Raw genomic sequence first — 13,033 nt, 5'->3', positions numbered from 1 at the left:
GGGCAGTCGCCGCGGCCCGAGCCCGCGCCGCGAGCGTGATGGTCCCGTTCATCTTTCCCTTCCTGTCTGTCGTGTCCGTGATGGCCGTCATGACTTGCCCAGCTTCCGCGGGGCGGTCCCGGCCTTCTTCATGGCCTTCCTGCGGTCGGCCCGCCCCACCTGGTCCTCAGAGCGGTCCTCCTCGGACTCGACGCTCTGGCGGGCGCTGGTGAGCTTCGCGCCGGGTGCCGGCTTGTCCTTCATCAGCTGGTCCATCCGGGCCGCCTCGTCGGCCTTGGCGGCCTCCAGGCGAACCTGCCTGCGCTGGGCCTCGCGGAAGGGGTTGATCCCCAGCGCGAGGTCGAGGTGGAAGACCACGTTCGACACGTCCCGGCGCAGGTAGGTAAGGTTCTCGCCCTTGGTCGTGATGAGCTGGGCGAGGTCCGGCGGGATCTGCTGGTGCAGCTGCTTCTGGTACTCCGCCACCGTGCGGTCGCGCATCGGCCCGAAGAGCGTGTAGTCCGCGGCGTCGAACTTGTTGAAGTCCGAGTCCGCGAGCATCTTGTCGACGTCGTTGTAGCTGTAGACCACGCGGCCGCCGCGCTCGTGCATGTGGTCGAACTGGTCGCGCAGGTACTTCTTGACGCGGTCGTCAATCTGCTCGGTGCCGTGGATCACCACGGTGTCCCCGAGCCCGAGCTTGCCGACGGCGAAGCCGACGATGTTGACCAGCTGGGCCATGGCCACGCCCTTGCCGCGGCGCATCAGCCGCGAGAAGTCGTAGACCACGCGCCGGGCATCCCGGACCCCGTCCACGGCCGATGCCGTGTGGTTGTTGAACAGGTCGCCGTTCGTGCTGAGCATCGTGTTCGCGATGCCGCGCAGCACGTTGTACGCGCGCAGCTGGTCGGGGTCGGTCTTGCTTGAGTTCAGCAGGGCCTTGTGCGCGGTGTCGAGGTACGAGACGAACATCTGCAGCCGCGGCACCTGCTGGTGCGGGATGTTGACCACGCGCAGGCGGTGCCGCTGGTCCTTGGCGTTATGCCGCCACATGCCCTGCTCGACGTAGAAGTCGGTCGCCGTGTCCTCCAGCGCGGAGCGGATGATCGAGCCGATTGCCCCGTCCGTGGTCTCGTAGAGCTGCTCAAACATCAGCTTGAGCTTCTCCATCTGCGCGGCGAAGACCGTCAGTTCGTCGTCCTCGTCGCCGAACAGCTCGAAGGGATTGACGTCACCGCGGTTCAGGTCCACGCGCGAGGTCAGCCGCTCGAAGTTCGGGCCCAGCTTGTCCAGGTCCGCCCCGTCCAGCACGAGGTGGACCACCGAGCCGTTGCCGAGCATGCAGGCCTGCGAGATCTTCGAGCACCACATGTTCGACACACGCTGGCGATCCAGGTACTCGCTCAGGGTCGCGTCTGCCACGACAACGTGGTGCTCGTACCGGTTCACGTCCATGAGTACGGCCGAGTTGTTGACGTCGCCGACCATGTAGCCGACGTACTCGCCGCCCCTGTCGTTCAGGCCGTTAGTCACCAGCGAGTACGAACCCGCGAGCTCGGTCGAGGTGAAGTGAAAGCCCTTGCCGCGCTTCTTCTCGTTGTTCTTGAACAGGCCCGAGAGTTCCTGGCGCTGCTCGCCGGCGTACGCCGCAGCCTTCAGCGTGCCGAAGCGGTCGATGTACAGGCGCGTGACGCGGTCGACCGAGTCGTCCAGCGTCTCCAGGTCCGGAGCCTTGAGAAACAGGCGGTTGTGCACCGACAGGTAGCTCGCGCCGTCCTGGATCTCGCCGATGGTGACCTCCAGGTCGGAGGAGATCTTGGCGGCCTTGCGCTTGGAGGAGGTCGTGCCGGTCTCCTCCTGCTCGTTCGCGTCAAGGCGGTCGAGCTTCTCCGACTGCTTGGTGAACGAATCCACCCACTTCTCGTCCATCCGGCGCACCTGCTCCAGGACGACCGCGGTGACGCGCTCGTCGAGCCCGTCCGGGATCCGGTCGATGCCCCAGAACGCGGCGAAGTTGTCGTGCGCGGCGTCGTCGTGGAAGAACGCGAGCACGCACGCTACCAAACCGTCGACCTCGAAGTAGTCGGAGCGGAAGACGTACTTCTCCCGAGGCTTGAGCGCCAGCAGGTGCGGATACGAGTCGAACCGCCCCTCCAGCTTCTTCATCTCCTGGCGGCGCTGCCACCAGTTCTTCTTCGGCTCGGCCACCTCGGCCGGCTCAGCGGTGACCGCCGACGCGGTCACCTCGGACGGCTCCGCCGTCCCACCCGTGCCGGGATCGCCGTCGAGAGCGGCCTCCAGTTCATCCACGCCCGGCACGGCCGTCGCGTCCCCGCCCCGGGGCTTCTTCCCCGGAATGCCCAGCTGCGCGCGGGCCTTCGTCATCAGCGCCATGTCACCCTTCGTCCTTCCTTTGTTCGTCCAGCTCGGCCCGGTCAGTTCAGTGAGGCCTTGAGAGAGTGCAGGTCGTCCTCGATGCCCTGGTAGAAGACCCGCAGCATCGGCTCGGTCTCCTCGCGGTCGAGGACCGTAGCCTCCTTGATCATCAGCGCGGACCCCTCGACCTCGGACTGCAGCACCATGTGCGCGCGGCGCAGAGCGTCAGCGCTCTTGCCCTTGAGCAGCAGGTACTGGTGGATCGAGGTGAACTTGCCACCGACGTGCTGCGTGAGGATGTCATACTGCTCGTTCTGCAGCTCGATCAGGTCAGGGTCGCGGACCTCGAGGGCGTGGTTGCGGTGCTCGAGCTCGGCCACCTGGTGGTAAATCCGCTGCGGCTCCTTCGTGGTGACGAAGGACCACTCGCAGTTCGTGTCGATCTTGCGCCAGAAGGCGTCGACCCGGTCCAGGATGCCGATGCGGTCCTCGTCGAAGAGCAGGTATGACGCTGAGCCGACGACCAGGTAGACCTGCCCCTCACCGCCGTCGGAGAAGTGGATCCGGCCGTCCTCCTCGATGCCGTCGATGCCGACGATCGCGTAGAAGTCGCTCGGGTCCGAGCTGCGGCGGGTGAAGACGTTTCGTGCCCGGGGCGGGGCGTACGCCAGCAGGGCGGGCACGTTCATCGCCCGCAGCTCCTTGGTCTTGGTCATGCCGCCGAAGTAGACGATCAGTGCCAGGCCCCAGATGACGAAGAGCGTGATGAACACCGGACCCGAGCTCGCCACGAAGGTCTGCGTCACCGCCCACAGCAGCGCCAGCGCGCCCCCGCCGAAGAAGAACAGCTGCTTGATGGGGGAGGCCTTGGCCGCCCAGCCGCCCTTGCTGAGCGTGATCTCGTGGTCGAGGAACGACCTGTTGAGGCTCGTCGGCACCTTGTACGACATCTTCGCCATGAATCTCTCCCTGCTGCCACCACTGATTTGTCTGCGCCTGTCCGAATGCCCTCATAGACGAGGGATACATGACTACTCTACCTTAGATAGACCTATCGAATCGAGCGTGACTGACGCAAGAATGGCACCGCCCAACGGACTCGGACGTGCCATCCGATGCCGTCGGGCGGTGCCGTGGCGTGCTGATGTACGTGGACGGGCAGTCTATCGGACTGACCTCCGAATAATCATTCAGGAACGAGTCTGCGCAACCTCAGCCGAAGGAGGGGACGAGCTTCCTCTTGCCGTCCTCGTCCTTCCAGGCCAAGGTCGCGTCGAACTTCTTTCCCTTGCTCGAGGTGAAGCCCGTACCCTTGATCGTCTTGCCCGCGGCCAGTGCCGCGAGCTGATCGTCGGTGAAGGCAACCCCGCACCAACTCTTCGGCGGGGAGTCCAAGGAGGCCTCGAAGTCAGGCGCGATCTTCTTACCCTCACCCTTCTTCTCCTCGCGGAAGAAGACCTTGCACTGGAAGCGGTTGCCCTTCTTTGAGACGAAGTCGCTGGACTCGACGCCCTCGCCAGCCATGAGGCGGTCGATCTCCTCGGGCGTAAAGGTGTAGTGGCACCAGGACGCCGGCGGCAGCGCGTTGCCGCTGGCGTCGCGGCGGCCGAAGCCGAGCTTCTTGAACCCGACGAACTTCCGGCCCTTGAAGGTGCCCTCGTCAAGCTCGCCGAAGACCTCGTAGGCCTTGCCCGTGGTGCTCTTCGCCGAAAACTCGATCGTCTCCCCGGCCAGCAGCCGGGCGACCTCGTCGTCGGTGAAGCGGTGGCCGCCCCACTCACGCGCGAACACCACATCCTTGCCCGTCTTGGCCCAGGGGCCCTGCGCCCGCTCCTTCCGGGTGACGGCCTCCTCCTTGAGCCCCAGTGCGGAGCGCATCGTCGCGGCGTTCTTCTGCATGGTCACGATGTCCTCGCGCACCCAGTCGGCCACGACCGCGAGGCGCTCCTCTGCGCTCGGGCCGGTGCCCGCGGCAATCTCCTTCATATCGGCATAGACCTTCTCGGTCAGCGCCAGATCGCCGATCCGGGTCCCCGGCAGGAGCCGCCAGCTCATGTCCCCGGCCTCGGCGAGGGTGAGCTTGCGGCCCTTCTCCAACAGCAGCGGGTACTTCGTCTTCGTCGAGGTCACCTCGGAGTACGTCGAAGTCCGTGTGGCACCCGTACCCACGTCGCGCTTCTCCAGCTGCTTCATCAGCCACTTCATGCTCGGGTGCTCGGGGCGCTTGTTCGCACCCTCGAAGACGAAGGGCTCAGCGTTGGTGCCCAGGCCCTTGGCCGATTCGTTCTCGTCGCCCTCTGCGCTGTCGTCGCCGGCGTCCGGATCGAACACCGCCTTCCAGCCCGCCGACAGCGGGACGTTGGCGATGCCCACGAAGTCCGGGTAGTCCTTGACGTGGCCCTTCTGCTGCTCATAGATGTAGTCCTCGGCGATCATCGCCAGGTAGTTCTTGCCCAGCGTCTCGTAGATCAGGCGGCCGGCCTTGCCGAAGCGCTGCTCGACTTCGTCCAGTGAAGCGGGCACCTTCGGGCCCGGCCGGTTCGCACCGTGCGCGCCCTGGGGCTTGACGTGCGTCTTGCGCGGCTGGCGGTGCGTCAGGAGCTTCACGTCCACACCCACGACCCCGGCAATCTTGTCCACCAGAGGCGCAAGCTCGTTGAACTGCTCAGGCGTGATCGTCTTGTCCTCGGTGCGCGGGTAGCTCACGACCTGGGCCTCGTACATGGACTGATAGGTCGAGAGCACCAGCTGGGCCTTGATTCCCTTGCCGACCAGGATGGACGAGAGTGCTGCCAGGTCCAGCAGCTTCGGTGGCGGGGTCTGTTTCGTCGCCTTGCCGTCGAGCACGACGGGGGAGGGGCCGTACTGGTTCGGCACCTGGTCCTTCTGGTCGAACCGCGGCTCCTCCGGGTTCGTGTACATCACGTCGTTCTCGTCACGGAACCGGTTCTGGAAGAACGGCTTCTTGACGTAGTCGTTGTACGCCTTCAGCTGGTCGCCGACGAGCTTGACCATCGCCGACTTCAGCCGGCCCTGGCGCAGCACCGTGTCCTGCCCGGACTGGCGGGCCATGTTCGTGGCGATGCGGGTGAACTGCATCGAGAGCAGGTCGAACTGTGAGCGGTAGCGCGCCTTGCGGTACTCGTCGAAGTCCAGGAGCGACGGAATGACCTTGCGCGCGGCGAAGGCCTTCTGCAGCGAGGCCGGAGCCTCATCAGTGAAGTACATGCGCGACCACTTGCCCGGCTTCAGCCCCAACTCGAGGAAGGCATTGACCGCGATCATGCCGCCCTCGCCCGTGGGGTCGACGTCGGTGGCGATCACGATCTCGTCGCACTTGCCCAGGGTCCGCTTCACGTCCTGGGCGACAGAGCTCGCGTTCTTGATCACCTCCAGGCTCCAGTCCAGCTGCTGAGGGTCCCAGGGCAGGTTGCCCAGGTCCCAGGTCCGGTACTTCCCTGCCACGTCCGGATCCGCCACCATCCGGTGCGGATCGACGAACTCGTAGAGGTGCCCCCGGGCGTGGGCGATGACGAACTGCTCCCCGTTGTACGTGCCGTTCATGCCGCCGAGGGCTGCAGCGAAGTGCCGCGCCGCGCTCGGCTTCTCGGTGAGGATCCCGACAACCATCATGACTCCCTTTCGTCGATGACTCATAAACCAGTCGACTCATAAATCAGTCACAAGTCTATCGACAGAACGAGTCGAATGGCGAGTCTGAGCGAGTCGCATAGCGAGTCGAGTGGGAGCGGCGAGACCCGCGCCGGCACGCCGGTCAGAGAGGGCCTGGATCATTCACGGCGACCCCGGATCGAGGTAACGTCTATAGAGTCGCCACCCGCTCACGCCCGACCCAGGAGCACGAATCCCATGGCCCTCGACCACGCTTTCCTGCGCACACCACAGGACTTCAGCAGCATGCTCATCGAGATGCAGGAGGGCAGCTGGCCGCCGGACGAGGCGGACGTCATCCGTATCGCCCAGGGGTGCTCGATGCTGATCGAGTGTATCGACGCCTGGGAGAGCGCCACGCACGGCAAGAACGTCTTCGACGTCGCCCGCGGAGAGATCTGTACGGCCGACGTACGGCGGCTCCTCGCCCAGGAGGTCTCACTGAGCTACGAGGGCGACGTCGCGGTGCTGCTGGTGCCGCCTGCGGACGAACGTGTGCGCGTGGAGATCCGCGCCGACGTCGACGAATACCAGGGCCTGCTGCGCCGTCCGGAGATGGTCCTGGATTGGGAGCATGACGGCAAGCAGCACGAGCACTACATCTCACTCAAGCCGAAGGGCGCGCACTGGTACATGCTGTCGCAGCTGCGCGACGACATGAAGGAAGGCCGGCTCACCGTCCGGTCCTAGCGGCCGGGCTTCGGGGCCTCCTTGCGGACCCTGGCATGAAAATGAGCCCGTTGCCTGGTGGCAACGGGCTGATATGTTGGGCTGCAAAGTGTGCTGGTTAGCCCGGACGTGCTGCCGAGCTCAGTTCAGACAGCGGCAGAAGACGAAATCGAGTCTCGCGTTTATGGAAACGGGTTACGGCGCTTCATCTTCAACAGATTTGGCACTGCCTGCCAACTCTGCGCGTCGAGCCTCAAACAGCATTTCATTGATTGCGAACTCCGCGTTCCCTGACCATGCTTCACTGCCGAATGCAGTGATGTCGTAATACTCGGGGATCCCGTCGCCTTCCGAATCGGTATAGCCAACCCCAAGGGCATCGCATTTCAGCATGACCTTCCAATCGCCATACGAAGCCGTCAACTCCCAGTTGCCGAAGTAGCTGCCGTAGATGGTGAGATCCAAGGGATTCCCGGCAACGTCTACCACCAAATTGGAGGATTGGTTCCTCCGCTGTTCCGGCCAAGAGGCCAGGCCATCCAGTTCAACGGTGACCCCTGGGACCAGAGTCAGAGCATCCATGACGCTATCCAGCGCGTCGCTTTGCTCACTCCAGCCACTTCCGCCGGCATCGAGATAGCAGTTCGTCACCAATGCGTCCTCAGCTGAAGTGGAGCCCGCGGGAAGGGAGATGTCCGCTCGCAGAAGGGCCTTTGGGAGAGTTGCTTCCTGCGTCCTGGTGTTTCCACGGCTCCACGGAGATTCCAGAAGGCCCGCGATCCTCACCTCTGCAAGATAGAAGGCCCTGAACGTCAGCGCGGTGGCGTCCTGCTTGGTCTGGTTGAGACCGACGAGTTTGGCAGAGGCGGCATCGACGTCGAACGAAAGGGAGGAAAAATCGTCGGGTGCCAGGTCCGCCCATTCACCCATCTGCCCTTCGCTGATTGTGACGTCGCTCAACAGAACATCGCCTTGGTACGCGAGCCGCAGAGCCAGGTTGAACCCGTCGGCATCACTTGGAACTGAACCAAATATCTTTTCGGTGGCCCTTCTAAGATCGTTGAAGATATGGGGACCTTCCGCCCCGAGCCACTGTTGGTAGGCGGTGCGGGTGTCCTTATCTGCCGAGACAACCACATACTCCAGTTCCCGACTTCGTCCCTCATGGATGTAAGCACGGAGGTGAGCACTATCGGCTGCGCCGGTCTTTACCTCACTCTTTCGTTTGGCCGGTCCTTCCAGCAGGATTTGGTCACGAAGAGCTTCGTGGGCAAAATCGGCGGTACTGAGGACATGGATGCTGGGCCCCAAGGACGTGATGACCCCTCTGAGGTCCAGCGCAATATCTTTGGCTGTCTTTTCATCCGGGACATCGACCGACAACCCGGCACTGTGAAGCCTTCTTGTCGCAGCTCGGAGCGTGACGTAGTGGGCGTGCAAGTGCTGGCCCCATTCCCAGATGACAGTGTCCGTTATCCAGATTTCAATTCGCCCGTGCTTATCAGCGCGGGAACAAAGAGATCTCAGCGTTTCTATGCCGGGTGCTTCGGCGAAGATGTTTGTGTCGAGCGCAATTGCTGCGACGCGGCTGAAGTTTGGGTCGGACCCGACAGCAGTTTCCATGCCCTGATCGTCGGGCAAAATTCACCAATTCGACAAATCCTCCCGTCACGAGCGGCTTTTACGGATTCGCGAAGATGCACTACAGGACCAATGCCAATCCGAAAAGACTTACTTCAAATCATGGGACCGACGCCCGGTCTCCTTCGTGTCTACGTTGCCGGGCCGGTCGTCGCGGCCCTCCTCCGCCTTCTTCCTGGCGCGCCTCTCGCGCGCCGCCGCCCGGATCCGGGCGCGGTAATCGGGGTCATCGCGGTACCGCTGCCGCTGCCGCTGCTTCTTGCGCTCGGCCCGCTGCGGGTCCGCGGCGATGTACCTGGCGCTGGCAGCAGCCTGGTCTGCCCGGAACTGCGGGTCCTGACGGTACCGGCGGGAGTGGTCGCGCTTGCAAGGACGGCACACCCAGGTGCCGTCCTTGGCCCAGTAGCCGTTGTCGGCGTCCATCGTGTGCCCGCGGGCACAGGTACGGCTGCCCGGCCGGCGCAGCGGCTTGGCCCCCTTCTGCATGTGCCCGGGGTTGACGCAGGCACTGCGACCACAGGCCATCCGCAGGATCTCGTCCTGCGTCAGGGACCCGAGCCCGAGCTCCTGCTGCAGGGCCTCCCAGGCGTATCGGCGCGGCGTGACCGAGGACCGGCCGTTCGACAGGCCGAAGCGGCCCGAGGCGGTCCAGACCCAGCAGCCTGTGCCGTCGAGCCTGCCCGCCTCCTTGTCTACCTTCTCCCAGAACCGCTCGGCGTCGGTCGCTGTACTCCTGTGCGTGGCGGTGCTCACCGGATCGGCCGCCCTTCCCGCTCGCGCTCGAGCTTCGCCTGCTTCTTCGTCGCCTCCCGCACCCGGTCCCGGACGAAGACCGCGTCTTTGTGCGTGATCGGAGCGTCGTGGACATCGTGCGAGCCGCGCAGGAAGTTGCTCGTGCGGTCCGCGATCGAGTACGCGAGTGCCTGCTCGATCGCCGCGCTGGTCTCCTTTACCTCACCCAGCTGCCCGTGCAGCGCGGCCAGGCCCTGGGTCTGCTCACGGCCCCTCCGCTCCAGGGCTTCCATGCGCGCCGCGATGCTGCCCAGCAGCGGATCACGGGAGCGGAACAGCTGCGCCGCGCGCCGGGTGGCGGCATCGGTCGCCAGTCCAAGGTCGAGCTGAGCCAGCAGAAAGGCCGTGACCAGGCTTGCCTGGCTCAACCGCTCGGCGAACTCGCGGGCTGCCGTGTCGCCGACACCGAGCTCACGGACGGCCGCTGAGCGCAGCTGCTCCCGCAGCGCACCGACGATGGCCTCGGGCAGGGCCCGGACGGCAGGCTGGCTCTTCACGCCCTCGAGCCGGAAGCCGCTCTGTGGCAACGACTCGCTGCCTTCGTCCCCTCCGCCGGAGCCGCCCCTGGCCGCCGCAGACTGCACGGCCTCCTGATGGTCGGTGTGCTGGAGCGGGACGGGCGGGATGAGGTTGGCATCTTCCGGCGGCGACACCGGGAGGGCCACGGGGTGCGCTTCGGCGTCAACGTCGTCGTGCACCTGCGGCATCGCTGCTGTGTCGACGGCGACCGCGTCGCTCTGGGCCGGGGGAGTGGCGCTGCCTGCTCCTGAGCCTCCCCGCTGTCCGGCACCGGTGTCCCGGTCAAGGTTCTCGGCGCTCTGCTGCGAGGCCTCATCCTTCTCCGGCGTGTCCTGCTCCGGCTCCGCCGGCTGTGCCCGTTCCTGGGCCCGCTTCAGGCCCTCGCTCCCGCCGGTCCGGTACGCATCGAGGAAGGACGTATCGACGTCCATCAGCTCGTCGGTGGACGGCATGATCTCGTTCAGACCCTGGCTCACGTCAGCTCCCCGTTCTCCTCGTCCAACAGATAGTTGTCGCCCCTGGTCAGCCCGAGAAGGGAATCGAAGCCCATGGTCACGACCCGCTCGAGGTTGGCGTTGTTCGTCGAAAGCGCCTTGAGCTCGTCGACGACCTGGTTGATGCGCGCGGTGAGCAGATCAGGGATGTCGAAGTCGAGATTCTCGCGCCGGATCTTCTCGGCGATCGCCTCGGCGTAGTACTCGTTGGCGGAAGGGTAGCCGCGCCGCTGCGCCCAGTACTCCGCCCGCTGCTTCTCGTCCGAGGACAGGCGGGTAAAGACCCGCTCCCTGCGGTCGCTGCCGTTCTGGTCGGTGCTCGGTCCACCGGACCTGGTCGCAACCCGCGCAGCGGGAGGCGCAGCCTTCGGCTCGTCGACGACGGTCATGTCTGGCCTCTCCTGTCATATTCGACTGATGTATGAGTCCATTCTAACGTCATTCCAATGCCTGTCACGAATGATTGGGTAATGACTTGTGACAGACCTTTGCGGAGAGGTAGAGTCATCTGCGTCACCCGGTCAGCGCCTGATCGCGTGTCCCCCTAAAGTGGGCGGCCCCGGGTCATTCGGCCCCGATGCCGGGGCCGCCCCACAAATGTTCGACCTGGGCGCGATGGAAACCACGCCGGCATTATGCTCGAACCTGTGGAAATTACGCTGACCGTTGAAGATGCCCAGGGCGGACTGACCTATGTCACTGCCACGGGTCCCGACTATGACACGGCCCTGGCCGCGGCCAAGGAGAAAATCCCGGAAGAATCCCGCGCGATCGTCATCCGCACCGAGAGGTCTGAAGCGTAGCGGCCTCAAAACAAAAAAGAACCCCACCCGGCTAGAGCCGGGTGGGGTTCTTCGCTGTCAGGCAGTCAACCTTGCAAGGTTCAGGTGCTGCCAGGCCTTCGGGCCTTCAGACCAAGAATGATGAGGCCGAGCAGGCCGAGAGGAATGCTCAGTATGTTCAGGACGATATAGACGAGGACTTTTCCGATCATGTGAGCAATGAGGAGCGGCCCCGCGAGGATGAACCCGCTCAATCCGCGCGCTATCGGGGCCGTGGCCCTGAAGTAGAGTTCCCGCGCCAAGGGGAACAGCCCTATATGCAGGACCGTCACGACCGCACCCAGAACCTATTCCGCAAGGACACCGGCTCCGGTCTGCCGTCCGGCCTGGAACCCCTGGGCCAGGGCAGCCGGCGCAAACGGCAGAGCCAGCAGAAGGCTCGACGTCAGGTACGTGAAACGGAGATCCTTCCAGGCGGCCAGGAGGCCGTTCACTCAGCTTCCTTGACCAGCGCCGTCCGGACGCCGGTGTACTTCCGCTCAGGGTTGATGAACCTCCCGACCTTTTCCAAAAAGGTGTACGGCTCCCCTTCGACAAAAGGGACCTCGCCGGTGTAGCCGGCGGATGCGGCGATTTCCCGGACCTGGGGATCCAGCGGCCGAAGCTGATCCCGGTGATAGTAATGCCCCCATACCTGGACAGCTCCCTGCACTACCACGACGGAAGGGAACGACTGGACTCCGGAGCCGTTCCTTCTCCCACCCTTGACGTAGCCGTTCTCTCCGGCCGAATGGTCATCCAACAAGAAGGAGATGGTCCGCTCGCCCCGGGCCCATGAGGGCAACGCCTCGGGGGACTGATCGAGGAAGTTGAACCATGCGGTCACGCTGTCCACCTCGTGGGTCGACGGGTAGAAGCCGCTTTCGTCCGGGTCGGGGGCATTGTCCTTCAGCCGGAGGCCGTGGGAGGTGGACAGGCTGTCAAGGCGTTCACCTGTGTGAACGACGAGAGTGCCGTCTTCCCTGAGCTCGGGCATCTGCCGGGGCTCCACCGGCCACCGGGCGCTGGTGTCCCATGCAGGGTTGGCCGTGTCCAAGGCGCTGACGTCGCAGAAGCGGGAGCCAACGATGCGGGCTGCCACGGGCTCCGACAGACCGGCACTGCGGAGTGCCTTTTCCGCATAGCCTGGGCCATGGCCGCCATAGCCCACGCTCACGCCGTCGATGCCGATCCACTCGCCCGTACCAAGCTGCCAGAGCATGTGCGGCACAAGGTACTTGCCCGGATGGCGGTACCTGAAGGCCTGGGGATGGAAGCCGCTGCGCATCAGCACGTCTCCGGAGTGGAACCCACTGATCGAGCGCACAACAACGGTTCCGCACGCATCCACGAAGTCGCCGGCCAGCAAATACGGCAGTACGGGAACACGGCCGCCCTCTACGGGGTTGTCCCCGGCTGCCCATTCGCCCACGTTCCATGGAGTGCTTTGCTCAAAGTCATATCCCAGCAACCTGTCCAGGTTGCTTCTCTGGTCCTCGCCCAGAATCTTCGCCGCCTGGTACTGAATGTCCTGTTCGGCGGTCTGAATCCGGTAGTAGGCCTCGGCCTTGCTGTTGGCCTGATCCTCATCATCGTCACCGACGTCCTGCAAGCAGGCCCTGTAGTACGCAGCCCGCCATTTGTTGCGCTCCGCAAGCAAAGCAACGAGGGTCTTGTATTCGTCCTGGTGCACTTGGTCTCCTTTTGACGGCCAGGCAATAGTCCATTTGCTGGGGATATGCCGGGCTGGACATTACCCGGTGGTTACGTCAATGAGAAGTCATATGTGTGTTTTCGCAAACCAGGACACCCTGGCTCCGCGTTGCCCGACCGGGATGTCTGTGGTCATTGCCAGGTCTGACCGCACCAGCAACGGCCCTCTTCGTGTTCCTGGATGACCAAGACCCGTTCCTCCCCGAGCAGAATGATGTCTTCGTAGCTGAGCATGCCTCCAGTGCAGCATCGGTTGCCGCCTGCCGGTAGGGGAGTCCTGGCGTATGTGGAAAACCTCAGGGACGATCAAGCTCGTTCCGGTATGCCCAGCCGCCTTGTTCCATCGCCCTTCAACCT

12 protein-coding genes are annotated in these 13,033 nt (G+C 64.3%); 2 read left to right on the top strand and 10 right to left on the bottom strand.

Annotated elements, in window-relative coordinates; genetic code table 11:
- Window positions 1-87: 87 nt before the first annotated feature.
- From LD110_RS04270 to LD110_RS04260, 3 genes are all read right to left on the bottom strand, one after another.
- Window positions 88-2,373: a hypothetical protein gene (locus tag LD110_RS04270; RefSeq protein WP_225496630.1), complete on the bottom strand. Its 2,286-nt coding sequence runs from the start codon at window positions 2,371-2,373 to the stop codon at window positions 88-90.
- A gap of 41 nt (window positions 2,374-2,414) precedes the next feature.
- Window positions 2,415-3,305 carry a hypothetical protein gene (locus tag LD110_RS04265; RefSeq protein ID WP_225496629.1) on the bottom strand — a complete coding sequence of 297 codons (891 nt, stop codon included), beginning with the start codon at window positions 3,303-3,305 and terminating at the stop codon, window positions 2,415-2,417.
- Between the two features lie 262 nt (window positions 3,306-3,567).
- Window positions 3,568-5,988: a type IA DNA topoisomerase gene (locus LD110_RS04260; RefSeq protein ID WP_225496627.1), complete on the bottom strand. Its 2,421-nt coding sequence runs from the start codon at window positions 5,986-5,988 to the stop codon at window positions 3,568-3,570.
- Between the two features lie 237 nt (window positions 5,989-6,225).
- Here LD110_RS04260 and LD110_RS04255 point away from each other — a divergent pair, with 237 nt between their 5' ends.
- Window positions 6,226-6,717 (top strand): hypothetical protein, encoded by a 492-nt coding sequence (locus LD110_RS04255; protein WP_225496625.1) that lies wholly within the window; start codon window positions 6,226-6,228, stop codon window positions 6,715-6,717.
- 174 nt (window positions 6,718-6,891) lie between these two features.
- Here LD110_RS04255 and LD110_RS04250 read toward each other — a convergent pair whose 3' ends face one another.
- The 4 genes from LD110_RS04250 to LD110_RS04235 form a co-directional block, all read right to left on the bottom strand.
- Window positions 6,892-8,319, bottom strand: a complete 1,428-nt coding sequence (locus LD110_RS04250) for a hypothetical protein (RefSeq protein ID WP_225496624.1) — start codon at window positions 8,317-8,319, stop codon at window positions 6,892-6,894.
- 108 nt (window positions 8,320-8,427) lie between these two features.
- Window positions 8,428-9,090, bottom strand: a complete 663-nt coding sequence (locus tag LD110_RS04245; RefSeq protein WP_225496622.1) for a hypothetical protein — start codon at window positions 9,088-9,090, stop codon at window positions 8,428-8,430.
- The gene (locus LD110_RS04240) at window positions 9,087-10,124 is read right to left on the bottom strand and encodes a hypothetical protein (protein ID WP_225496620.1); all 1,038 of its coding nucleotides are present in this window, start codon (window positions 10,122-10,124) and stop codon (window positions 9,087-9,089) included. Before LD110_RS04240 ends, LD110_RS04245 begins: the two co-directional genes overlap by 4 nt.
- Complete coding sequence (locus tag LD110_RS04235) at window positions 10,121-10,531, bottom strand: hypothetical protein (protein WP_202979319.1); 411 nt, start codon at window positions 10,529-10,531, stop codon at window positions 10,121-10,123. Before LD110_RS04235 ends, LD110_RS04240 begins: the two co-directional genes overlap by 4 nt.
- Before the next feature lie 258 nt (window positions 10,532-10,789).
- Between LD110_RS04235 and LD110_RS04230 the strand changes: the two genes are divergently transcribed.
- Entirely contained in the window at window positions 10,790-10,945 is a 156-nt protein-coding gene (locus tag LD110_RS04230) for a hypothetical protein (protein WP_225496619.1), read from the top strand.
- Window positions 10,946-11,025: 80 nt separating this feature from the next.
- Here LD110_RS04230 and LD110_RS04225 read toward each other — a convergent pair whose 3' ends face one another.
- Genes LD110_RS04225 through LD110_RS04215 form a run of 3 tightly spaced genes read right to left on the bottom strand, consistent with a single transcriptional unit; the run spans window position 11,026 to window position 12,656 of the window.
- The gene (locus tag LD110_RS04225) at window positions 11,026-11,256 is read right to left on the bottom strand and encodes a hypothetical protein (RefSeq protein WP_225496618.1); all 231 of its coding nucleotides are present in this window, start codon (window positions 11,254-11,256) and stop codon (window positions 11,026-11,028) included.
- A 15-nt stretch (window positions 11,257-11,271) separates the two neighbouring features.
- A complete protein-coding gene (locus LD110_RS04220; protein WP_225496617.1) occupies window positions 11,272-11,418 on the bottom strand; it encodes a hypothetical protein in 147 nt (48 codons plus the stop codon).
- Complete coding sequence (locus tag LD110_RS04215) at window positions 11,415-12,656, bottom strand: hypothetical protein (RefSeq protein ID WP_225496616.1); 1,242 nt, start codon at window positions 12,654-12,656, stop codon at window positions 11,415-11,417. The genes LD110_RS04220 and LD110_RS04215 overlap by 4 nt, the downstream gene beginning before the upstream one ends.
- Between the last annotated feature and the right edge of the window lie 377 nt (window positions 12,657-13,033).

Origin of the sequence: Arthrobacter sp. M4 (assembly GCF_020251205.1) — a bacterium.
In the GTDB taxonomy this organism is placed as follows: Bacteria; Actinomycetota; Actinomycetes; order Actinomycetales; family Micrococcaceae; genus Arthrobacter.
Note: the sequence above shows the minus strand (reverse complement) of the source record. Positions and strands in the feature narration are given on the sequence as shown.